Below are 23397 nucleotides of genomic sequence, written 5' to 3'. Positions count from 1 at the left end.
GTCAGCCTGCATTCTCGCAGGTGGACTTCACTACACCAAACTGTCCACGGTCGAAACATTCCGACTCCGGGCACAGGGGTCTCCGGTCGAGACCACGGCCGACACTACCAACGCAAACAGTCCGCGGGTGGAACGGCAGCGTCGTTCACCCGTCGGACTGTCGCGACGATATGAGGAAAACAGCAGGTGGTCAGGCTGACTGGCCGACGACCGAGTTCAGCTCGCGCAGCAGCGCGGCCTTGCCCTTGGCGCCGACGATCGTCTTCACCGGCTGACCCTTGTCGAACAGGATCATGGTCGGGATCGACATGATCTGGAAATCACGCGCGGTCGCCGGGCTCTCGTCGACGTCGAGCTTGGCGACGGTCAGCTTGTCGCCATGGTCGCGTGCGATCTCCTCGAGGACCGGGGCGACCATGCGGCAGGGACCGCACCAGGTGGCCCAGAAGTCCACCAGGACCGGCTTGTCGGCGCCCAGAACGGCGTCCTTGAACGTGGTGTCGGTGACGGCGACGGTGTGTGCGCCCATGATGTGACCTCCTTGGTCGGACCGGGGCCGCGATGGCCCGGGTGAATGTGGTTGACGGCTCAGGCAGGTGCCTGAACAGCGTCGATCTCGGAAACGGTGGCAGCTTCGGCGTCATCGACGGTGAGGTCGGCGGCTTCGCCCTGCTCGGCCAGCCAGCGCTCGGCGTCGATGGCGGCCGAACAGCCGCTACCGGCGGCGGTGATGGCCTGACGGTACGTGTGGTCGACGAGGTCACCCGCCGCGAACACACCGGGCACCGAGGTGAGTGTCGTGCGTCCCTGGACCAGGACGTAGCCCTCGGGATCGAGGTCGACCTGCCCGCGGACGAGTTCGCTGCGCGGGTCGTGGCCGATCGCGACGAACATGCCGGTCACGTCGAGAGTGCTGACCTCGCCGGTCCGGGTGTCCTCGACCTTCAGGCCCGACACCGACCCGTCGCCGACGACGGAGTGCACGGCGGCGTTCGTGACGAATCGGATCTTGTCGTTGGCGCGGGCGCGCTCGAGCATGATCTTCGACGCCCGGAACTCGTCGCGGCGGTGGACCAGCGTGACGCTGCGTGCGAACTTGGTGAGGAAGGTGGCCTCTTCCATCGCGGAGTCGCCACCGCCGATGACGGCGATGTCCTGGTCCTTGAAGAAGAATCCGTCACAGGTCGCACAGGCCGACACTCCGCGCCCGAGGAGCTGCTGCTCGCCCTCGACGCCGAGGTAGCGTGCCGCGGCACCCATGGCGAGGATGATCGCGCGGGCCCGGTAGACCTCGCCGCCGACCTCGACCTCCTTGACGCGGCCGGACAGCCGGACCGCGTCCACGTCCTCCATGCGCAGGTCGGCGCCGAAACGGATCGCCTGCTCACGCATCTCGTCCATCAACGCGGGACCCTGGATACCGGTCTGGAAACCGGGGAAGTTCTCGACCTCGGTGGTCGTCATCAGAGCGCCGCCGAACTGGGTGCCCTCGAAGACGATGGGTGATAGCTCGGCGCGCGCGGCGTAGATCGCTGCGGTGTACCCGGCAGGACCAGATCCGATGATGATCAACTCGTGGATCTGCTGGGTCTCTGGCTGGCTCACTTGTCCTCCGTGCTGTGGGTTTAGCGAGACCCGCCCATCCCGGCGGGTCACGGCTGCTTCAACACCAGGGTATGCGGAGATGTTCCCTCGGACGTGCCGCGCGTCCGGCCCGTCGGCCGCCGGCGGGCGGGGGACGCCTCGGTCACCCGCCGACGATGCCCCGCGAGATCAGCGACGGGTTCCCCAGGTCGCAGTCGAGGCCGACGATCAGTGCGTCGAAACGTCCCGCCACCCCGGTGGAGAGAAGGATCGCCGCCGCGCCGGAGCCGTCGACGACGATGCGGCCGGAGCCGACGATCACGACAGTCGCCGGCACGAGGTGGGCGGCGGTGCAGCGACGGAGTGCCTCGACAGAGCCGAATGGTGCTCCGTCGGTCCGGCCGAGAACGGTGAGTGCGACCGCGGCATCGGCGGGCCCGGTCGGGGCGGGGGCCGACGACTGGGCTCGAGGTGCCGGCCCGGGAGAGGAGTCGGACGCGGAGATCAGTCGCGACACCCCGATCGACCCGGCCGCCACGACGACGACCGCGGCTGCGGCCAGCAGGAGCCGGGTGGCCGTGCGGCGCCCTCGGCGTGCGGTGGTGATGTCGACGGGCGCAGATGTCACGGGCGGAGACCCGGTACGGAACCCCGCGGGCTGTCGGATCGAGGGCTCGACGGGATTCGCTCCCAGCGCGGTGAGAGTGGCGGCAACGTCGTCGCGCACACGGGCGGGTACGGGTTCCCGCGCCGCTTCCGCGGAGCGCAGATCGCCGACGGTGCGATCCAGCGCGTCCAGAATCGACTGCGCTGCAGGATCTTCCGCAAGATGAGCCCGGATGTGGGCAGCCACCGGGTCGGGCAGCGCACCTGCGTGCAAGTCGGCGAGAAGGTCTGCCGAGTACGGCGGATCGGGTAGATCACTCGTCTCGTGGTCATCTGGTCCCCGAGGGGTCATGGTGTCAGTCTTCCATTTCCGGGGTCGCGGGCGTTCGTGGAGTTCGCGTCGGGTCGGCGTCGGATACTTGGACGCGCCCCGCTGCGATTCGGTTCCCGTTGATCGCGATCGGCCGGGAACGGGTCGGCGCCACCCCGCGGGCTCCGTTCACCCGTCACGCAGATGGCCGAGCACCTGCGCGAGCTTGAGGCGCCCGCGGGCGCATCGGCTCTTGATCGTGCCCTCGGCGACGCCGAGGATCGTCGCCGCCTCCGCGACCGTGTATCCCTCGATGTCGACCGCGACGATGGCCGCTCGCTGTCCATCGGTGAGGACGTCGAGGGCGCGCCCGATCGAGACCGACAGGTCGACGGCGGCGAGCTCGTCGGCGGTGTCGGCGATCGCCGTGACATCCCACTCCGGCAGGGGCACCGTCCTGCGAACCTTGTTGCGCCGGATGCGATCCAGACCGGCGTTCACGACGATCCGATGCAGCCAGCTGGTGACCTTGGCGTCGGACCGGAAGTCCTGCGCGGTCCGGTGAGCGGCGAACAGGGCATCTTGCAGGGCGTCGGCGGCGTCCTCCGGATTCTGGCTGGCCCGCAACGCCACCGACCACAGGTACTCGAGGTGGCGGTTGATCAGGTCGGTGAACGCGTGTGGATCACCGGCGAGGTGGGCGTGCAGGAGTTGCTCGTCGGTACGCGTGTCGATCGCGTCGTTCCCCCCGGGCATGGGCTGAGAGTAATGGAGCCCGGACCGGGTCATCCGATGAAGCGACGTCTGTGCACAGCTGCCGGAGCGAAGTGGATTACTCCTCAGGCGGGACGGGTCAGGACTGCAGGCGTGCGCGCACCGCGTCCATCTGGGTCCGCAACTCCCCCTCGTCGATGACACCGCGGTCCAGCAGGGTGTGCGCCAGTGCCACGAGCTGGTTCTCGGGGTACGGCAGCTCGGCGTAGATCGTCGACGACAACCGGTCCTCCTCGTCCCGTCGTTCGACGACGCCGGGAGCATCCGCGCGGGTGGACGAGGAGTCGGCGACCCGGTCGAGGGCGTCGCAGAGCCCGTCGAGGCTGGTCTTCCACGGTGGAACCGGGTTCTCGACACCGTATTTCGCCGCCATCCGGTGCCACACCTGGTTGCGCTCGACGATCTCGTCGAGCGGCCGGTGGGACCCGGAGTGCCCCTCGTCGGTCATCGGCCTACTCCCCCGCCGGGTGGACGGCCGGCCGGATGGTGGAGACGGCATTGGTGGTGACACCCGGCTTGGGCAGCGCGACGCCGATGAGGCAGTCGCGGGTGATGATCTCCGACAACTGCTGCTCGGTCCACCCGTCGGTACCCTCGGGGCGTTGCGGCATCACCATGAACCGATGCTTCTGATTGGAGTCCTGCACGCGTACCGAGACGCCGTCGGGGAGCTGAAGGCCGAACTCGGACAGGACTTGTCGGGGCCACCGCACCATGCGACGACGGTAATTCGGGGTGCGGTACCACTCGGGGGAGTTCCCCAGGATGGGACGTGGGTAGCACGAGCACAGCGCGCACACGATCACGTGGTGCACCGTGGGTGTGTCGGCGAGGATCTCGAAAGCCGTGAAGTCGCTCGGGGTTCCGAACCCGGTCGGCTCCAGCCAATCGACGCCGACCTCCTTACTGGCCGCCATGGGATCGTCGAGCGCCAGCTTCGCGAAATCCCGGTCGAGCCAGGCTCGCGCGACCAGTGTGGCGGCGGGGGTCGGCCCGATCTGCTCCGCGAACTCGGTGAAGCGGCGGTGTTCCTCGGCGGTGAAAAGACCCTTCTCGATGCACAGTTCGCGCAGTGCGATCTCGAGCACCTCGAAGTCGGTGATCTCGTCGACCATCGGTTTGACCGTGCGGTCGTGGTCGTGGTCGTGCGTGCCGTGGCCGTCGCTCATCGGCGTTCGTCCTCTCCCCCGGCCGAGGCGAGCCAGCGCTCGGGGATCTCGGTCTGCAGGGTGTCGTCTGCGGGTCCGGTGTAGCCGTGCCAGAGGTCGCCCATGGTGAACCGGACCACGTAGAACCATTCCGGCTGGGCATCGGACAGACCCCAGGTCTCGTCCTCGGGCGCCGGGCTCTCGTATGCGACGGCGGCGATCTCGCCGACTGCTCCTCGAACGTATTCCGGTGTTCGCGTGTACAACAGGACGGGGAGTTCGCGCACTCGGACGCGGTCGCCGATCCGGAATGCGGCGTCGCCGGCCCGGCCGGCGTAGATCTGCGGGTCGCCGACCCCGACCGCGTGACGATGATGGGTGTTCCGCGGAACGTCGGATCCGTCTCCGACGCCGCGGGGTCGGGCCTCGAGGCGCCGACCGTCCAGTCCCCCGGCGTATCGTTGCCGGACGTCAAGCATGCGCTCGCTGAGCTCACCGAGTGCGATGTGGTGCTTCTCGACGAGAATCCTGGCGACGGCGAGCAACCAGCGCCCGTAGTACGGAATACCGAGGTAGATCGCACGCCCCACATCGACGTTGCCGATCCGACGACGCTCCTCGGACAGCCAGATCCCGCGCCAGGCGAGGACTTCGCACATGACGTACGTCATGTGCTCCCACTCCTCGTACGCCTTGCCCTCGTAGGTGATCGGAGCGTCGGGTTCGCCGCCGACGTCATGCACCGGCTTCATGTAGGCGACGAACCGGCTGTGATCGAGGAGATCGGGTGTCGGCGCGTCCGGCAGCTCGGGATACGAGGAGTGAAGTCGCGCAACAAGGTCGAGCTGTCTCGCACGTTCTTCGGCAGTGCTCACCGAACACCTCCCGGACCCACGTCCGACGGTTGTAGCGCAGTTGCACGAGAATGTACTCCCCGGCAACCGGTTCTCGGAGCGTTTTCGCCAACGGCTCGCTGACCCTCCTCAGCTCAGGAGTACTGGGCGAAGCGAGCCGCGAAGGGTCAGGTCAGGAGTCGGCCGTAGGCGGCGACGAAGAGCTCGACGCACACGTCGAGGATCTCGTCGAGCGCGTACCGCTCCGTGTCGGCGTCCTCCGCGCCGGCGACGTACCAGTCGACGAGCAGCTGGGTGACCGCTCCGACGAGGCCCACCGACGCCAGGCGCTCGCGGTCCGTCGGCGGTCGCGCGCCGCGGGCCAGCGCCAGGATGAGTGCCGCCCAGTCGTGGATCGCGCGCATCCGGACCCGCTCGATCTCCGGGGACACACCGACCACTTCGACGAGCATCACCCGTGCGCGTCGGGGATCGTCGGCGAGGCAGGACATGAAGGCGCCCAGGGCGGCACGAGTGACGTCCGGAACACGATCGGCGGCAACACCTTCGGCGGCCTCCAACCGTTCGGGGTCGGCCTCGGCGATGTCGGCGGCGGCCTGCACGGTCGCCGCACGGACGAAGGCCACACAGTCGTCGTACACGGCGACGAGCAGTGCGGCGCGGTCGGCGAACGACTCGTAGAAGTAACGCTGCGTCAGGCCGGCCTGGTCGCAGATGCTCTTGACCGAGACCTTCGCGTATCCGTCGGTGCCGAACACGTCGAGTCCGGCCGTGATGAGTGCGGCCCGGCGTCGTTCCCTGCGCTGCGTCGGGTCGACACCGCCATAGCGGCGTCCGGGCGGATTCTCCGATGTCGATGGGGTCGGCTTCGGCACGGACGCCACGCGATCTCCCTCCCGGGGTCTTTACAGCCCTGCTTCTGACACGATACCTTGTCAGAACCAACTGACACGGCTTCGTGTCAGATGATGTCGTTGAGGGGTACACCGTGTTGGAGTTCTTGCCGGAGCCGATGCGCGAGCCGACCGTGCTCGCGATCCCGTTCTTCGTCACCCTGCTCGCCATCGAATGGTTCGCCGCGGCCAAACTGGAGCACGACGAACACGCGCTGACCGCGGATGGAGCGGCCGACTCGGACCCCGCCGGGCGTCCCGCGCAAGCACCGCCGGGCGCCTACGACGCCCGGGACGCGCGCTCCAGCGTGTCGATGGGTCTGGTGTCGATCGCGACCAGCACCTTCTGGAAGTTCCTGGGACTACTCCTGTACAGCGCGCTGTTCGCCTACGTCGCGCCGTGGCAACTCCCCGCCGACGAGTGGTACACGTGGGTGATCGCGTTCATCGGTGTCGACTTCCTCTTCTACTGGAGCCATCGCGTCTCGCATCGGGTCCGCCTGGTGTGGGCGACTCACCAGGCCCACCACTCCAGCGAGTACTTCAATTTCGCCACGGCACTCCGGCAGAAATGGAACATCAGTGCCGCGGTGGTGATGTGGATACCGCTCCCCCTGCTCGGCGTCCCGCCCGCGCTGGTGTTCGCCGCCTACTCGCTGAACCTGGTCTACCAGTTCTGGATTCACACCGAGCGGATCGGAAGACTCTGGGCGCCGTTCGAATTCGTATTCAACACACCGTCGCATCATCGCGTGCACCATGGATGCGACCCCGAATACCTCGACCGCAACTACGGTGGCGTCTTCATCGTGTGGGACCGGATGTTCGGCACATTCGCACCGGAGGTCCGACGCCCCCGCTACGGACTGACCAAGCCGGTGGACACCTACAACATCGTGCGTCTGCAGACGCACGAGTACGCGGCGATCGCGCGTGACGTCCGCGCGGCGTCATCGTGGCGCTCCCGCCTCGGCTACGTCTTCGGACCTCCGGGATGGACGCCGCGTCGATCACCCGATGTCGTTGCGGCCCAGTGTCTGCCCGGTCGTCAACCATCGGCGTCGCAGATCCCGGATGCCGACCGCACTCAGCAGTAGCGAGCTGATCACCAGACCCAGGGCAGCGCCCGCGCTGTCCCAGATCCCGGCCAGTGCCAGTGTGATCGGGAAGGTGACGGCGAACACCGCAGCGTTGCTCCGCAGGATCGTCTTGGAGTCCATCGCTGCTCGCAACACCGACATCCAGATGGAGTACGGGACGCGGAGAACCGAGGCGATCGCGAGCAGGCACAGCGTGGCCGAGAACTCAGGGCTCGAATAGGCCGCGCCGAAGATCTTCCCGATGAGCGGCGACGCGGCCACCAACAATGCCGCGCCCGCGGCGACGAGGCATTGCGAGATCGTCCAGATCCTGCGGATCTGCCCGGTGAGTCCCATCGGCTCCCGGGCCAGATGTGCGGTGAGCGCCGCACCGATACCGTCGGGGACGAAGTCGAGCACCTGAGCCACCGCGAGAGCCAACGCAAGCGTTGCACCGGGGACGGGCCCGGCGACGCTCGTCGTGAGAAACGGCAGGGCGAGAATGAGTCCGAAGGATGTCGTGCTCGCGATGCCGTCGCGGAGAGCGAACGTACGCAACCGCGTGCTGTCCGACGCGGCGACACGGTCCCGGTCCGGGCGGGTCTCGCGGCGGCGCAGAATTCGCGGCACGAGGAGAACGAACACCGCGAGGGCGCTGAGCGCGGCGGGCACGATCGTCGCCCACACCGCGGCGATGGAGACGACACCCGCCAGGGCGCAGACCAGGACCACCTTGAGGGACACCGACATCACGTTGACGACCGGGAGCCATCGGGTTGCGTGCAGCCCTATCAGTGCGGAGTCCTTGGAGACGAACAGCGCCATGACGACGGATCCGACGGAGACCAGCAGTACGCTCTGCACGCGATCGGTGACCAGATCATCCGCCACCAGCCCACCGATCACGCCGAGAACACAAGCGGCACCGACGGTTATGCTCAGGCCTTCGACGAGACGCGCACCGCGGGGACAATCGGGCGTGGACAGCATTGCCTTGAAGGCACTTCCGACGCCGTACGCGGTCACGGTGCCGATCGCCGTGACGAGGGAGATGAGAGCGGTCTGGATGCCGAGCTCGTGTGGCGGGATCACTCGTGCGGCAACCACCCAGAAGAGCATCCCGGCCCCGGCCGTGACGAAGAAGGTCGCCACCACGGCAACGGAGTCCAGGGTGAGCGCCCGGGAACCGAGGACCGCGGGCTTGCTCGCCACGCTCATGTGTCCGACCTCGGTTCACGGAGACCGTTGCGCATCTCGGTCACCGTCGCGAACGAGTAACCGATCCCCGCAGCAAGCACCGATGCACCCAGCGCGACACAACGACCGAGTCCTCCGGGTACGGCGTTGCGCCTACCGGGTGACAGGCTGTCGCGCAGGTACCGCATCATCGCCGACGGCACCGTGACGGTCAGATAAGAACGCTCCGTCCTCGTGGCAGCGCCAGAGCCGACGAGCCTGCTGATCTGTCGCTTCGACAAGCCTTCTCCGAATGAGCGCCGCAGCACGTACCGGACGGTGGTCCGGTCGGGGCTCACGTGGTGACGTACCCGGATGTCGGGGTCGAAGGTGATCTTCGCAGCCGGGTCATGACGGGAGATGCGGATGCACAGCTCGGTTTCCTCGCAACCCACCGGATGGGTGCCGATCCGGCCGAGGTCGGTGTCGAATCCGCCGACCTCGACGAGCAACCGGCGGCGGAACGACATGTTGCATCCCATCAGATTGCGAACCGGCGCCGACGTGGTCGGCAAGCCCGTGTAGCTGCACCCGACGATCCAATCACTCTCCGGGGGAAACCATCTGGGCCGGGACTCGGGCCACACGGGATCGGCGTATCCGCCGACCGCCGCGAGGTCGGGATCGGTGAAGTGCTCAGTGAGTCGCTGTCGCCAGTGGGGTTCTACGGTGGCGTCGTCGTCGACGAACGCCACGATCTGACCGGATGCGAGACGGATGCCGCAGTTCCGGGCGCCGGAGAGACCACGCCGTTCGTCGTTGGCCACCACCCAGATCAGAGGTTTGAGGGACGAGGCGAACTCGCGAGTCGCCAGCTCGAGCAGCTCGTCGTTGTGATCGATCACCACGATGAGTTCGTCGTCGACGGTGAGTTGGCGTTCGACGGCGTTGATCGACGACATCAGAGCGGCCCATCGGTCGGTGGTGTACGCACAGATCACCACCGACATCCTGTCGAGCTCATGAACCTCCATGGGACTCCTTCCTTCTCGGGCCGGTCACCTGTCGTACGACCACACCGCAGCCCAGTCCACGAGCAACCGGCCGCGACTGTCCCCGTCACCCCTGGTCTCGGTCTGCAGCTGCCAACGCATCGGGGTCGTCGGTACCCACTGGGTGCTGTCCAGGACGACGGTGTCGTCGAGCAGATAGCGCACCCGCCCCGGCGTCCACTCGATCGTGTAGGTGTGCCAGTCGGTGAATCTCGCGCCGATGTCCCGCGACTGGATCTTGCATCCGTCGCACGCACCCCCGCCGGCGAAATGCTGGTAACCGCCAACCGTTCTCGACAACCATCCTTCGGGGAAGTCGAGTTCGCCGTCGCGCGGCCACTGCTCCGATTGCGGCCACAGGAGCCAGGCGACGTAGTACTCGTCGAGGTCGGGCTCGTCGACCCGCATGCGGACGGAGTACCGCCCGTAGGTCTGATACTGGCTGCCGGTGTCCAGCACGGGAGATGGATTGGCGCCCGCCGGGACGCCGTCGACATTGTGTAGGTCGAAGACGAGCCGACCGTCGCTCACGCTCAGCACCTCGTCCGCACGGTAGGGGCGACGGTCGAAGGTGTCCAGGTAGCAGCGCGGGTAGGTCAACCACCGCTGACCCTGCGCGCCGGTGTACGCCACGTCGTAGGGAGAGCATTCGTTGGCCCAGCTCCCGACTGGGGCATCGCGATCGAAGTCGTCGAAGAAGACCTGCTTCCAACCGGGCAGGTCCCCGCGGGGTACGCCACGCGCGGGAGAGTCCCCGCACGCGGCCAGCGGCGCGAGCAGAACCAACGCGAGTAGCTGTAGGACGGTACGCCGAACGATGCCGGCCGGGTTCCGTGTCACAGTCGATCCACCATGTAGAGCAGCGCCGAGGCGGCCGCGATCCCCGACGTCAGGAGTGCGGCGACGGTGACGAGTCGCGAGGCCGAATCGGAGGCGGTGCCTCCGCGGGCATCCACGCGGTGCTCGCGCCGGACGGTGGCGACGACGAGAAGCGCTGCGGCGGAGAGCAAGAGGACGATCGTGGCGATCACGGCGCCGTCCCCAGATCGAGGTGGCGGGCGCCCGCCCGCTTGAGGACGTGGACCTGACCGTCGTCGTAGGCCGAGACGAAGCCGTCACGGACCACCAGGAGATCGAGCTGCCGGGCGACCTCGGCCGGTGCGATGCCGTACCGATAATGGAGGAGTCTCTCGTCCTGTTCGGTGACGATCAGATAATCGATGTCCTCACCTGCGGTGCACTCGGCCAGCTCCCGATCGTCGGCGATGCACGATGCACCGATGTCGTAGGCCCGCGGGAATCCGATGGTCGTGCCCTGGCCCCAGTAGGCGATGGACGATGCCGGTGCTTGCGCGACCAGCTCGTCGGCGACCCGTACGGTCTCCGGACGAGACTGTTCGAACGAGGTGTTCAGGCCGCGGTTGGAGACTCCGAGGAGCGCGATCAGGAAGGTGAGTGTGATCGTGCCTACGGCGACGGCGGTGATCGGCGCGCGCGCGGAGGACTCGAGGCGCCGCGCCAGGCCGACCATGGCCAACGCGGCCAGTGCGGCAAGGGCCGGCGACGCATAGAGGAAACACCGTACGACGACCTCCCCGCCATAGCTCTGCACCACGACCAACAGGAACGGGACGAGCGAGAAGACCGTCAACGGGGCCCGAAATCGACTCCGGCGGAGGCGGAACCAACCGAACACGGCCACCCCGAACAACAACAGGGTGCCGCCGATCCGGAGGTACTGCATCCTGCTGTACACCGGATCTCCGGCGATCCGGTCCGAGAGACCGGAATTGACACTGGCCGTGACGTCCCCGATCTCGCCGAGGATCTGGTCGAGATGCCCGAGCCAGTATCCGCTCGCCCCGAAGGTGAACCACGCCGTGAACAGGAGGAGGCCGCCCAGCCACAGCAGTTTGTGGCGTGTCGACCCGACGATCGCGAGGCCGGCCAGGGAAGCGATCGTCACCATCGGCGTCAACTGGTGGGTGACCACCATGGCGGCGAGCAGGACGAGGAGCACTGCCTCGATGCCGTAGAGGAATCCCGGTCCGCGGCCCGCGGGCCGTCCCGGCACCCGTCGCCAGGTCCGCCACGATCCGACGGTCGGCAACGGCGCCGTCTGCAACTGCCAGACCATGACAGCCATGATCGTCACGTACAACTGCATCGCGACCGCCTGCGGCGCGAAGTAATCCTGCTGATACCAGTTGAACAGGATGTAGATGGTGATGGTCGCCCACCCCACGCGCGCACTCCCGGAGAGGCTGTGGCCGAGTGCATACAGTGGAAACATCAGCAGCACACCGAATACCAATGATGCGCTGGTGAGAAAGACGAGGCTGTCGTCGAGACCGCCCGTGGTCATCACCTGACCCGCACCCGCGAAGAACCCGCTCCAGCTGATCCGGCCGTCGACCGCCGGTGGCAGCGCGCCGAGCTCGGAGATCCAGTTGGTGAGGAACCGGTGAACGTACGCGGTCGGGAACGGCGGTGCGCCACTTGCCCATGCGACAGTCATGCTCATGTACATCACGAGCAGCACATTGGCGGTCGCCAGACCGGCCCGGTGCAGCCGGCGCCGCCGGTACTCCCGGAACAGCGCGACGCACAGCGTGGCGAGACCCGCGAGATAAGGGATTCCGAGGATCGGCACGAGCCCGTACACACCGGCCTGTTCGGGACGTAGTCGTGTGATGGCAACCGCAAGGAGGGTCGCAGAGGCGACGAGTAGAGCCCCGGTGGCCGGATCCCCGGCTCGAGCCGCGGTTCGCACTGCCGGTTCGATGCCCGCGAAGCATGCGCGGAGGTTCGATCCAGGGCATCGGGTCCGGATGAGAACGACGGTTGCGGCGGCGGACATGGCCAGCACGAGACCTTGTTGGAGAAGCGGATGCCAGAGGTCCGCGACGAGTGACGCCAGCGAGAGGATGATGGTTGTGCTCAGCGACAGCGCGATCGTGACGCTGGGGAGAAGCCCGTTGCGCGGCAACGCCAACAGTCCCGCGACCGGCAGACCCGGAAGGACCAGGGTGACGGCGACGACCACCACGGCGCGGAGACCCTCCGGGAACAGGTCGGACACCCCGAACGCGGTGAGGACCGTGATGGCGGCCGAGAGTGCGATGGCCGCCATGGAGGCCAGTGCGATCCCGGCCGCCGAGTCGGAGACCGGCGGGTTCGCGGAGGGTCTGTCCGGAATCGCCCGCGTCTCGACGTCGAGTCTGTGTGACACGCGTGCCTACCCGCTTGCTCGAACCGCGCCGGCCGTCGAACCATAGAACGACCGCACTGCGGTGACCACCCGGTCGAGATCGGCCTCGGTCATGTAGGAGTGCAGCGGGAGCGTGAGCACGCGATCTGCAGCGGCCTCGGTGACGGTGAGGTCGCCACGGCGGCTGTCCCGGTAGTAGCTGAACTGATGCGCGCCCTGGAAGTGAATACCGGTGGCGACCCCGTGCGACTTGAGATGATCGATGAGGGCGGCGCGCTCGGAGCGGCCACCGGCCCGGATCACATAGATGTACGGCGCTATTCCGGTCCAATCCGTGTCGAACAACTCGACCTCGGGGAGATCCGCGAACGCCGAGTCGTACAAGCGGCAGTAGCGTTGACGATTCGCGATGAACTCCTCGACGCGCCTCAGCTGCGACAGTCCGATGGCGGCCGGAACCGAACCGAGGTGGCACCGGTAGCCTTGCCGTACGACGTCGAAATCCCAGTTGCGCTGATTCCGATAGCGCGCGTCGGTGTCCGAGTCGATACCGAGATGCCGGAGTTCACGAAGGACCGAAACGTCGGCGGGATTCGACGTGATGATGGCCCCGCCTTCAAGCGTGGTGATCATCTTGACCGGCCCGAAACTGAAACACGTGATGTCACCGTGTGATCCGACGCGACGGCTCCCGCGGAAGCTGCCGAAGGCATGCGCCGCATCCTCGATGACGCGAAGCCCGTGCTCGTCTGCGGTGGCCATCAGTTCGTCCATCTCGCAAGGGAATCCGAGGTAGTCGACGATCATGATCGCCTTGGTCCGAGGCGTGATGAGTTCGCGAACGCGCCGGGGATCAATGTTCAGAAACCGCGGCTCGATGTCGCAGAAGACCACGTCGGCGCCGGTCCGCGTGATGGCCTGATGGCCCGCCACGTAGGTGAAAGCCGGACAGATCACCTCGTCGGATGGACCGAGTCCGATCAACTGTGCGGCCAGGTGGAGCGCCTCGGTGCACGAGTTCGTGGCCACGACCCGGTCCTCGGACAGTTCGAGAAAGTCCCCGACGGACTCCTCGAACTCTCGGCTCAGGGCCCCCATACCCAGCCACCCGGCGGCGAGCGCATCCACCGCTGCCTGGCGGACATCCTCGCCGAGATAGGGACGGTACACCGGTACGGTCGGTTGTCCGGTCGTGGTGGTGGCGGTCATGACCAGCACCTCCAAGGCGCCTCGCCGCGTTCCCACAGATCGTTCAGGAAGACCTTGTCCCAGATGGTGTCCATGCCGCGCCAGAACCCGTGGTGCTGGTACGCCGACAACTGGCCTTCGGCGGAGAGGGTCTCGAGTGGTTCCTTCTCCAGCAGGGTGGCGTCGCCCGCGATGTAGTCGAGGATCTTCGGCGAGGAGACGAAGAAGCCGCCATTGATCCACCCGCTGCTACCCTGCGGTTTCTCCACGAACCTGGTCTGCGGTGACGAGACGTCCAGGGTGCCGAAGCGTCCGGGTGGCTGCACCGCCGTCACGGTCGCGATGTTGCCCGACATCTCGTGATGCGCGACCACCTTTCGGATGTCGACGTCGGCGACACCGTCACCATAGGTGAACGAGAAGGTCTCGTTCCCGATGTGCTCTCGAGCGCGTAGGAGGCGCCCACCTGTCATGGTGTCGAGGCCGGTGTCGAGGAGGGTGACGCGCCACGGCACACCCTTCGACGACAGATTCTCGATCGCCCCACTACCCAGATCCACGGTGACATCGCTGGCGTGCAAGAAGTAGTTGGCGAAGAACTCCTTGATCATGTAGCCCTTGTAACCGAGCAGCACAACGAAATCCGTCACACCGGCCGCCGCATAGATCTGCATGATGTGCCAGATGATCGGACGTCCGCCGATCTCGACCATGGGTTTGGGGCGGTCGACGGATTCTTCACTGATCCGAGTACCCCTGCCTCCGGCGAGGATCACAGCCTTCATCTCGAGATCACTCCTTCCACCGGAGATCGCCGTCGAGGGCGTCGCGCTCGAGCAGCTCGTGCAGGACTCGGAGTCGGACGAAGTCGTTCCCCCCGAATCGGTCGGCATCCAAACCCTCGTCGACGTAGGCGTCGTAGATCTCCGCGATTCCCGTGGCCAGGGTCCACTGCGGCGAGTAACCCGGGAGTGCCGATTCGATCTTGGTGAAGTCGACGACGTAGTTGCGGATGTCGGCGCTCACCTCGTCGGCGAAGGCCACCTCGCAGTTCGGCACGATGTCGGCGACCATCTTCGCAACGTCGCGGATCTGATGGTTCTCGGTGGTCCGGCCGACGTTGAAGACCTCGTTGTGCACTGCGTCCGTGGGTGATCCGAGCACGGTGAGCATCGCGTGCGCGATATCGCGCACGTGGACCAGCGGGCGCCAAGCCTGTCCGTTGCTCATCAGCAGCACCCGCCCGGACGTCACCGCATGGCCGACGAGGTTGTTGACCACGACATCTGTCCGTAGGCGGCGAGAGATACCGTAGGCCGTGGCGTTCCGTAGGAACGTCGGCGAGAAGGTCTCGTCGGCGAGTGTCCGGATCTGTTGTTCAGCAAGGACCTTGGACTCACCGTACGCGGTCACCGCGACCATGTCGGCGTCCTCACGCAGTGCCCCGTCGGAGCCGCTGCCGTACAGACTGCACGATGACGAGAAGACGAAGCGTGCGACGCCGGCGGCCTTCGCGGCACGGGCGAGTCCCACGCTGGCATCGAGGTTGATGTCGTAGGTGAGTTGCGGATTCAGTTCACTCACCGGGTCGTTGGAGAGTGCGGCCAGGTGTACCACCGCGTCGAAGCCCGCCAGGTGGCGCGGCTCCACGTCCCGAATGTCCATGTGGATCGTCGGTACATCCATCGGCTCGGTACGGAAGTCGCGGTCACGATAGTAGTCGGTGTCGAGCCCGACCACGTCATGTCCCGTGTCGACCAGCATGGGGACCAGCTCGGCGCCGATGTAGCCGAGATGTCCGGTGACGAGTACCTTCATCGTCTTCCTGTCGGTTGGTTGTCGAGGTCCCGTGGAGCCTCGATGAATGCCGGGTCGATGCCGGCGTAGATTCGTTCGACCTGCGTTGTCATGCGGGTCTCGCTGTAGTCGTCGGCGACTTCGAAGGCTCGCTGCGACAACCGTTCCCATCGAGACCGGTCCTCGACGACGTCGAGGAGGGGGCCGACACGATCGGCCGCCTCGGTGTCGATCACCAGACCACAGGACCGTTGCGACACGATGCGCGTGATCTCGCCGCACGGGGTGGTCGCCACGGGTGTGCCGCTGGCCAGCGCCTCGAGAGCGGACAGGGGTAGCCCCTCCCACTGCGACGTGAGAAGGAAGACACGAGACCGTGCGACCTGCGCGCGTGTGTGCGCGTGGGTGTCGCCGATGCTCAGGTCGACGATGCGCTCGAGGCCGAGTTCGCGCCGGCGGTGCAGGAATCGGTCCCGCAGGGGTCCGGAGCCCGGCGCTATCCACAGGCACCGGAGCGCGGTGTGCCGCCTCGAGAGTTCCTTGGCCAGTTCGAGAAAGAGCAACGGGTCTTTCTGCTCGTCGAACCGTGCCACGTTCACGAAATCATAGGACCGGTCCTCGTAGGCCGGCGGAGCGGTGCGTAGTTTGTGTACACCGTTGTGCACCACCGAGACCCGATGGGGTGACAGGTGAGGGTAATGGGCGAGAAGTGACTCCCGGATGGCCGCCGACACCGCGACGATCCGCGGGGTGCGGTAGGACGCCGTCGGATGGTCGGTCAATACGTTGTGAACGTGTTCGATTGTGCGCGAACGACGTCCGAGGAGTGTACTGACGAACCCCAGAAATCGCTGCTGGCAGTGGATCACATCGGCCGACCGTAGTCTTCGGAGTGCGCTGGGGGACATGAGAAGATGCCGCCGGATGCCTGACTCGGTGAGGCGGTGGTCCCACTCCCCTGGCGCCAGGGAGACCACGTCGACTCGGTGGCCCTGGCGAGCGAAGTGGGTGGCGATCTGCAGAATGAAGTGACTCACTCCACCGGGACTCATTCGGTCGGTCAGCACGACGATGCGGCGTCCGCGGATGGCGGCGGCTTCGGCGGTCATGGTCGTCGGTCGCTCACGAAGCGGTGTGGTGTGACGCGGGATGGGCGCTCTCGGGACCGCGAACAGCCGCGCCGGCGGCGGACACACCCTCATCACGTCGAGCTCGCCACACCGTGCGGAGGACCCGGCGACCATCGGTGATGGCATTGAGGTTGGAATGTCCTGTGCGACGCGGCATTTCCAGGCTGGGCACTTCGGCGATGCGAAGACCTGCCTGCACCGCGCGCACCGTCATCTCGGCTTCGATCTCGAAACCGGTGGCCTGGAGGTCGAGTAGGTCGAGGTATCGACGGTGGAAGGCGCAGAATCCGTAGCAGAGATCGGTCAGGTCGGTTCGGTAGAGGCTGTTGAAGAAGGCGAGCAGCCCGTAGTTGCCCAGGCGCCGGAACCGGGTGATGTCGAGCGATCCGCCCCCGCCCATGAATCTCGAACCCTTGACGAAGTCGTAGCCGTTCTCGAGGAAGTGCAGGAAATGGGTGATCTCCTGCGGCGCCATGCTTCCGTCGGCGTCCATCATGACGATGACGTCGCCGCTCGCGGACGCGAAACCGGTTCGCAGTGCGCTTCCCTTGCCCGGGCCCTGTTGCTGAACGACCTTGATGTCGGGTCGGCAACTGCGAGCGGTGATAACCGTTGCGTCGGTGGAGTTTCCGTCGATGAGGATGATCTCGTCGATGCGTTCGGGTATCTGCTCGAGGACCCAGCCGATGTTCCGCGCCTCGTTCCGCACCGGGATGACGAGGCTCACCGTTTGCGTCGGCCGAGCGCGTTCTCGTTGCGTGCCCGGCTTCGGGTCGATGAGTCGGTGGTGCGTATCCGACTGTGCCGCAAGGGCTGCTGACCCATTGCTGTGATTGGCTGTTTCGATCATTGTGTTCCGATCCCGCGCACGGTTCAACCACAATGCAAGGACGAGACTTCCCCCCGGAAGCATCGACTTAGCGAGTCGAGCGGTCGCGTGTTCTGAAGTAGAGATGGTCGCCCTCCCCGACGACCTGAAATCGACGCTAGCAGAGGTTCGTGGCATTGGCGAGGCGAAGACGCACCGGTCGCGGCCGGTGACCGCGTCCCGACATCGTCTCGTAAAGAACGGTGCCGCATGCTGATTCGCTCTCCACCCGGATACCCGACGGTACGGAGAACAGACCGCACGGCCATCGGGAGAGCTGAGCGTTAATGCCCACTACCCGGTGTAACGGGTGCTCGGTGCGAACCGATCCAGGACAGTCGACGAATCGGGTTCCGGAAATTCGCTGTTCGTCCGCTCGGCACCGTCGGTGTGAAGGACGATCCAGTGAGTCGGCATTGTGCAATCGCGTCCGGTGCAGATTCCCGATTTCGGGGCACACTCCTCGCGGTCGGATCGCCCGTGAGGTTCCGCGTGTGGTCGCTCCGCCGCTGCTGTACCGACGAAAAGAGCAGAGGTCACTATTTGGTATCGAAATGTGCAGATCGCGCGATCGGCACTGCTGATGTCAGTGCGCGGACCTACGTGGGTGCGATCTGCTGAGCCCGGACGGACTCAGGATGCCGTAGGCCAGGGCTCGAAGCTCGCTGTCGATGCCGGGTCGGGACCTGAGTTCAGGCGACGAGATCACCTCGCAGGCGAATCCGGCGAGCGACTTCTCCAGAGCCTTCGCATCGTCGATCGACAAACCAGGCGTCTGCGCGAGGATCGCCGTGGTCCACTCGGCGGTGTAGTCCGAGGCTGTCCGGCCGAGCGCGATCCGACTCTCCTCCGGCAGATACACGGCATCACGAAGAGCCACCGCGAGTATCCGCCCGTTCGAGCTGAGCGAGAACTCGACGAAGGTGCCGAGCAGCACATCGAGCGCGTCTGTTCGGGACGAACCGTCGAGCGCAGCGATGGAGGCCGACAAGAGACCCTCGAGGCCCCGGCGGAGCACGGTCCCCAGGATGACGGTTTTGCCGGCGTACTCCTGGTAGACGGTCGTCACCGACACCCCGGCTCGAGCGGCGATCTCGTCGATGCGGACATCGCGGAACCCGCGGTCGAAGAACAATTGGGTGGCGGCGTCGAGGATGCGTTCACGTCGCGCGGCGGGACTGCGGCGTGAGTGTGACGCTTGTGCAACCGGAGGGCCGGGCGCCCGCGGTAGCTCGCAACCGAGAATCGAGTCAGTGACGGCGCGTTGCACTTTCATCAGTCGTTTTGCGGTGAGCGATCCGCGGATCTGGGCGGCGTTCGAGTACACGCTCAGGGCGGCCGTGGCGAGGAGTTTCGCGTCCATCGAGTCGACGTCGTGTCGGGCGGCACAGATCTTGCATGCCAACTTGTCCGTCAGCACGCCGAAGTACGCGTTCATGGTGTCGAGGTCCGCGTGAGAGAGGTGCAGCCGTTCGCGATTCCAGAGCGTGGAGGCGTCCCGATGCGCAGTCATCTCACTCAAGGCGTCGAAGAACAGTCCGAGTTGCTCGACCGGTGTGTCGCCACGATCTTGCGCATCCGACAGGAAGTCACGCACGGTGTGGACCTGTGTTGTCAGCGCCGTCGCGAGGATGTCCTGTTTGGACGGGAAATGCCGATACACGGCCGGTCCCGTCAAGCCGACTGCCCCACCGATCTGTTCCATACTCACGTTGCGGTAGCCGTGGTCCTGGAAAAGGGTCGTGGCTGCCGTGACGAACCGGTCCGGCCGAGTGGGGCTCGCCACCCCCGGTTGCCCTCGTTCCGGAGGCGGCGTCGTCGCCGTCAGCGGTTCAGCTGACTGAACTGATGCTTCGGAATCACGATTGTCGTGTAGGCGGGGGCTGCAGTTCTCCATATGAGTTAGTCGGAGCGGAGCCCGAAGTTGCACGCATGATCTCGATCACTCGCTGCCGATCACTCGCAGCGAGCCACGGCCGGTTACATGCGGCGGCGTGTCAGCCGGCCATCGTGACGCGAGAGATCTCCGCCTGGTAGCCGCTTCCGGAACTCGGCAGGCTGGTGAGCCAGACCATCACATAACGGGTGGTCGGCGGTTGCGCGATCGGGATCGTGGTCGACGCCTGGTCCACCTGTCCCGAGGCCACCGTCGTGGTCCTGGCGAAGGCCGGACGCGCCGACGGTGCGGTACGGATCTCGACGCCGATACCGGGCGTCGGGCTCTCGATGGTGACCGACCGGACCGCGCGCTCCGCGCCGAGGTCGAACATGAGTCCCAATCCCGGCTTGAGTCCGCCGAAATCCGGCCGGCCGCGGTAATTGTCCGTCTGCCACGGCGGTGCGGCACCGGTGATCACGTTGCGGACATTCGCCGAGTTGTCCGGCGTCTGCGCGGAGAAATCGACCACCGAGACCGATTGCAGCGCGATCGGTGTCGGAGCAGCCGGCGCCGCCGGGGTCGGCGGCGGGTTGGCGCCGGGCGAGGGCGCAGGCTCGGTGGTGGTGAGGATGGAGTCGATGTCGCTCGATCCATTGCTGCCACCGAAGACGTTGGTGGCGCCCACGATCAGCGCTATGACGATGAACAGCGCCAGGAGTCCGGCGCCGATGAGCAACGCCAGGTTGCGCCGCGGCGGCTTCTCGCCGCCGCTGCCGCCCAGACGCGGTGTCACCGTCACCGGCGGTGGAGCGTCGGCATCGGTGATGGCCGGCAGCATGTCGGTGTTGAGGTCGACGACGGTGGCCTGGTCGAGCACATGCTGGACGGTGGCGGCGGTTCGGATACCCCGGGTCCCGTCGAGCGCGCGCGCGGCGACAGCCGAGATCTCGAACGGGGTGTCGGGCTTGATCACTCGCGGCTCGACCGGTCGGCCGTCGTCACCGGGAGCGGCGACCGGGATCCCGCCCACGGGTTCGGCGGCGTCGGCGGTGGTGATCAGCCGGGACCCGTCGGCGGGGTCGAGCGCCCAGCGATTGAGCAGCAGCGCGTACAGCACCGCCCCGAGTCCGCGGACGTCGGACGCCTTGTCGTCGCCGGCAAGGGTCCCCGGGAACGCCAGCACAGCATTGCCGTCGTGGCTGATCCGGATGCGGTCGGGATGATCGATCGACAACGCACCACCGGAGCGGTGGGCGATCTCGGCGGCCGCTGCGAGCGAACGCACCGCGCGGGCGGCGCCGATCGGTGACGGTTCCGATCGCGCCACATCGGCCAGCGATGATCCGGGCACCCACTCGGCGACGACGATGCCGCCGGAGGACCCGCGGACGACGTCGAGGACGCGTGCCACGCCGTCGGAGTTGATCTGGCCGAGACGCAGGGTGCGCGACAGGACTGCCTGCGGTCCCTGGTCGGACATCTTCGCGGCCTGGCCGCGTTCGGGGGGCGGCGCCAACTGCTCGGCGTCGACGAAGGTCAGTGCGACCTCGCGGTCGAGGTTGATGTCCTGGGCTCGCCAGAACTGGAGTCCGCGGGTGCCGCCGTGCTGCTCGAGCAGTCGGTACCGACCACCGGCGACCGCCGCGCCGGGGATGAGGCGCGGTCCGCGGCGGCGGGGGCTCGCTGCGGTGTCGGCGGTACCGGCCGTACCGGCATCGGCGGGAGTCGGAGTCGGTGGAGTGGGTGTGTCGCCGGCTCCGGGCTCGGTGGGCGGCCCGGTGGCAGCGGTGGTGTCGACCTCACTGTCACTCACGCGACGGACTCCTCTCCTGCGGTATCTGATGTCGCGCGGCACCGGCGCGCGTTCCGGGATGGGGCGCACATCCCGGGTCGCGCCGATCGCGCCACCGGAATGCACGGAGTACGACTGCCACGTCGCGGTACCTCTGTCGAAGCGGCGCAGCACCTGTACCTGACCAGAGTACGGGAGCGATTCGTCGCCGGTGACCCGCGGAAACTGAACTGTGATCGCCGGTGACTGTTCACGTTCGGGCTGTGCCGGCGGGGCGAGCGAGGGGATGAACCGGCCGAGGAGGCGTCGAACCGCCAGCCCGATCGCGACCACGTCGGGCACGCGGGCCGCGGCCAGTCCGGCGTAGGTCACCGCGAGCACCACCGCGGCGGTGAGGCCGAGGTAGAGCACGGAACCGACCTTGCCCAGCCAGCCGATCATGTGGTCGAGACCGCTCAGCTTCGCCACGGCCCAGACGGTCCCGGAGACCCCGATCGAGACGGCGAAGGTCACGACGGACGTGCGTGCCACATCGGAGAGCCGGGCCCCGCGCAGCCGGCTGCGGAGCAGGAAGTGTCCGACGACGGCACCGACGAGATAGCCCAGTCCGTTCGACAGCGCGAGCCAGCGCACGACGAGTTCGGGATCGTCGAAGAGCACCGGCCCGAGATACGACGACGCGACCTTGACCACGGTGATGCCCAGCGCGATGAACGTCGGGGTCCACGCGTCCTCGCGCGCATAGAACACGCGGAGCTGGACGAGGGTCATCGAATACGGGATGAGCGTGAACGCACCCCAGGACAGCACCGAACCCAGTTGCGACGCGGACGCGGCGTCGAACTTGCCGAAGTTGAACACGGCGATGGCGATGGCCGGTCCGAAGAACGTCATGAACGACACGACCGGGACGAGGGCGACCATCGTGAGCCTGGTCGCCAGCGAGAGATCGTCGACGACGGCCTTGGTGTCGTCCGCGGTGGCGTTGCGTGACAGTCGCGGCATGATCGCGGTCAGGATGGTCACGCCCAACACGCCGTACGGGAGCTGCAGCAACTGCCAGTGGGTGAAGTAGATGCTCACGCCTGAGGCGTCGGCCGACGACGCGATCCGGTACGTGACGATCAGGCCCACCTGGAGCAGTGCGACATAGGCGACGATGGCGACCGCCATGTTCCCGAACTGGCGTAACCGGTCATCGATGCCCCACTGCAGGCGGAGGCGCACGCCCGACTTCCGCAGGAACGGCACCAGGATGAGGGCCTGCAAGACGACACCGGTCGTGCAACCGATACCCAGCACCAGCAGTTGCGGGTCGGACATCCGGACGGGGTTGAGGGTGATCTCGCCGGGCACCACCGCATAGAGCACGAGCGTGGTGATCTGCACGACGTTGTTCAGGACGGGTGCCCAGGCTCCCGGTTTGAAGTGTCCGCGGAGATTGAGGATCGCGATGAACAGCGCGGACAGTCCGTAGAACAGGATCTCCGGGAGCAGCAGGTAGGCGAGCGCGGTGGCGAGCTCGCGATCGACCTGGCCGTCGCCCAGATTGAGATAGGTCAGCAGCGGTGCCGCGATCACCGCCACCACCGTCGCCGACCCGAGGACGACGACGGTGATGGTGAAGATCCGGTTGATGAACCCCTCTCCGCCGTCCTTGTCCTCGGCTTCGGCCCGGGCCAGCAGCGGGATCACGATCGCGGTCAGGACCGCACCGAGCACCACCTCGGCGATCATGTTCGGCAGCACATCGGCCGCCTGGAATGCCGACGCGATGGCGGGTCCGAGCATCGCCAGGATCAGCACGGTGCGCAGGAAGCCCGTGATGCGGCTGAACAGTGTCGCGATCGCGATGGATCCGCTGGTGCGCAGGATGCTCGAGTCGGAGTCGCGAGCCAGACCCGTCGACGACGCCTTCTCCTCCGACGCCGCGGCGGTGGACGCCGGGCCGCCCGACGGACGATCGGGGGCGGGCGCGGTCATGATCCGCGTGTTGCCCTCAGCGGGTGACGCGTCGGGTCGGGCCGACGGGGCCACCGGGGGTGCGGGCGGGCGG

21 protein-coding genes are annotated in these 23397 nt (G+C 66.8%); 1 reads left to right on the top strand and 20 read right to left on the bottom strand.

The window, feature by feature from the left end; translation table 11 throughout:
* Positions 1-190: 190 nt before the first annotated feature.
* The 8 genes from trxA to BCM27_RS25195 all read right to left on the bottom strand — a co-directional run bounded on the left by trxA (position 191) and on the right by BCM27_RS25195 (position 6160).
* Positions 191-529, bottom strand: coding sequence for a thioredoxin (trxA, locus tag BCM27_RS25230; protein WP_004020978.1), 339 nt, complete (start codon positions 527-529; stop codon positions 191-193).
* Between the two features lie 59 nt (positions 530-588).
* Complete coding sequence (trxB, locus tag BCM27_RS25225) at positions 589-1605, bottom strand: thioredoxin-disulfide reductase (protein WP_004020979.1); 1017 nt, start codon at positions 1603-1605, stop codon at positions 589-591.
* 142 nt (positions 1606-1747) lie between these two features.
* Positions 1748-2542 carry an anti-sigma factor family protein gene (locus BCM27_RS25220; protein WP_004020980.1) on the bottom strand — a complete coding sequence of 265 codons (795 nt, stop codon included), beginning with the start codon at positions 2540-2542 and terminating at the stop codon, positions 1748-1750.
* A 147-nt stretch (positions 2543-2689) separates the two neighbouring features.
* Positions 2690-3256 carry an RNA polymerase sigma factor SigM gene (gene sigM, locus BCM27_RS25215; RefSeq protein WP_004020981.1) on the bottom strand — a complete coding sequence of 189 codons (567 nt, stop codon included), beginning with the start codon at positions 3254-3256 and terminating at the stop codon, positions 2690-2692.
* Positions 3257-3353: 97 nt separating this feature from the next.
* A complete protein-coding gene (locus BCM27_RS25210) occupies positions 3354-3722 on the bottom strand; it encodes a hypothetical protein (protein ID WP_004020982.1) in 369 nt (122 codons plus the stop codon).
* A gap of 4 nt (positions 3723-3726) precedes the next feature.
* Positions 3727-4443, bottom strand: a complete 717-nt coding sequence (scnC, locus tag BCM27_RS25205; RefSeq protein WP_004020983.1) for a thiocyanate hydrolase subunit gamma — start codon at positions 4441-4443, stop codon at positions 3727-3729.
* Positions 4440-5297, bottom strand: a complete 858-nt coding sequence (locus BCM27_RS25200) for an SH3-like domain-containing protein (RefSeq protein ID WP_004020984.1) — start codon at positions 5295-5297, stop codon at positions 4440-4442. Before BCM27_RS25200 ends, scnC begins: the two co-directional genes overlap by 4 nt.
* A gap of 146 nt (positions 5298-5443) precedes the next feature.
* Positions 5444-6160, bottom strand: a complete 717-nt coding sequence (locus BCM27_RS25195; protein WP_004020985.1) for a TetR/AcrR family transcriptional regulator — start codon at positions 6158-6160, stop codon at positions 5444-5446.
* Positions 6161-6264: 104 nt separating this feature from the next.
* Here BCM27_RS25195 and BCM27_RS25190 point away from each other — a divergent pair, with 104 nt between their 5' ends.
* The gene (locus BCM27_RS25190; RefSeq protein ID WP_004020986.1) at positions 6265-7266 is read left to right on the top strand and encodes a sterol desaturase family protein; all 1002 of its coding nucleotides are present in this window, start codon (positions 6265-6267) and stop codon (positions 7264-7266) included.
* Here BCM27_RS25190 and BCM27_RS25185 read toward each other — a convergent pair.
* The 12 genes from BCM27_RS25185 to murJ all read right to left on the bottom strand — a co-directional run bounded on the left by BCM27_RS25185 (position 7180) and on the right by murJ (position 23324).
* The gene (locus BCM27_RS25185; protein WP_004020987.1) at positions 7180-8466 is read right to left on the bottom strand and encodes a polysaccharide biosynthesis protein; all 1287 of its coding nucleotides are present in this window, start codon (positions 8464-8466) and stop codon (positions 7180-7182) included. The two genes, BCM27_RS25190 and BCM27_RS25185, sit on opposite strands and share 87 nt — an antisense overlap.
* A complete protein-coding gene (locus tag BCM27_RS25180) occupies positions 8463-9458 on the bottom strand; it encodes a glycosyltransferase family 2 protein (protein WP_004020988.1) in 996 nt (331 codons plus the stop codon). The genes BCM27_RS25185 and BCM27_RS25180 overlap by 4 nt, the downstream gene beginning before the upstream one ends.
* A 24-nt stretch (positions 9459-9482) precedes the next feature.
* The gene (locus BCM27_RS26160; protein WP_004020989.1) at positions 9483-10316 is read right to left on the bottom strand and encodes a glycoside hydrolase family 16 protein; all 834 of its coding nucleotides are present in this window, start codon (positions 10314-10316) and stop codon (positions 9483-9485) included.
* Complete coding sequence (locus BCM27_RS26155) at positions 10313-10507, bottom strand: hypothetical protein (protein ID WP_004020990.1); 195 nt, start codon at positions 10505-10507, stop codon at positions 10313-10315. The genes BCM27_RS26160 and BCM27_RS26155 overlap by 4 nt, the downstream gene beginning before the upstream one ends.
* Positions 10504-12708, bottom strand: coding sequence for a hypothetical protein (locus tag BCM27_RS26150; protein WP_033204217.1), 2205 nt, complete (start codon positions 12706-12708; stop codon positions 10504-10506). Before BCM27_RS26150 ends, BCM27_RS26155 begins: the two co-directional genes overlap by 4 nt.
* Before the next feature lie 6 nt (positions 12709-12714).
* Positions 12715-13896: a DegT/DnrJ/EryC1/StrS family aminotransferase gene (locus BCM27_RS25160; protein ID WP_004020992.1), complete on the bottom strand. Its 1182-nt coding sequence runs from the start codon at positions 13894-13896 to the stop codon at positions 12715-12717.
* On the bottom strand, positions 13893-14660 hold the full coding sequence (gene rfbF / locus BCM27_RS25155) for a glucose-1-phosphate cytidylyltransferase (protein ID WP_004020993.1): 768 nt from the start codon (positions 14658-14660) through the stop codon (positions 13893-13895). Before rfbF ends, BCM27_RS25160 begins: the two co-directional genes overlap by 4 nt.
* Positions 14661-14667: 7 nt before the next feature.
* Positions 14668-15693, bottom strand: coding sequence for an NAD-dependent epimerase/dehydratase family protein (locus tag BCM27_RS25150; RefSeq protein ID WP_004020994.1), 1026 nt, complete (start codon positions 15691-15693; stop codon positions 14668-14670).
* A complete protein-coding gene (locus BCM27_RS25145; RefSeq protein ID WP_004020995.1) occupies positions 15690-16781 on the bottom strand; it encodes a glycosyltransferase family 4 protein in 1092 nt (363 codons plus the stop codon). The genes BCM27_RS25150 and BCM27_RS25145 overlap by 4 nt, the downstream gene beginning before the upstream one ends.
* A gap of 13 nt (positions 16782-16794) precedes the next feature.
* A complete protein-coding gene (locus tag BCM27_RS25140; protein ID WP_239450638.1) occupies positions 16795-17529 on the bottom strand; it encodes a glycosyltransferase family 2 protein in 735 nt (244 codons plus the stop codon).
* 727 nt (positions 17530-18256) lie between these two features.
* Positions 18257-19456, bottom strand: a complete 1200-nt coding sequence (locus BCM27_RS25135; protein WP_004020997.1) for a TetR/AcrR family transcriptional regulator — start codon at positions 19454-19456, stop codon at positions 18257-18259.
* Between the two features lie 211 nt (positions 19457-19667).
* Positions 19668-23324 (bottom strand): murein biosynthesis integral membrane protein MurJ, encoded by a 3657-nt coding sequence (gene murJ / locus BCM27_RS25130; protein WP_033204335.1) that lies wholly within the window; start codon positions 23322-23324, stop codon positions 19668-19670.
* Positions 23325-23397: the final 73 nt, after the last annotated feature.

Origin of the sequence: Gordonia terrae, assembly GCF_001698225.1 — a bacterium.
GTDB lineage: Bacteria > Actinomycetota > Actinomycetes > Mycobacteriales > Mycobacteriaceae > Gordonia > Gordonia terrae.
Note: the sequence above shows the minus strand (reverse complement) of the source record. Positions and strands in the feature narration are given on the sequence as shown.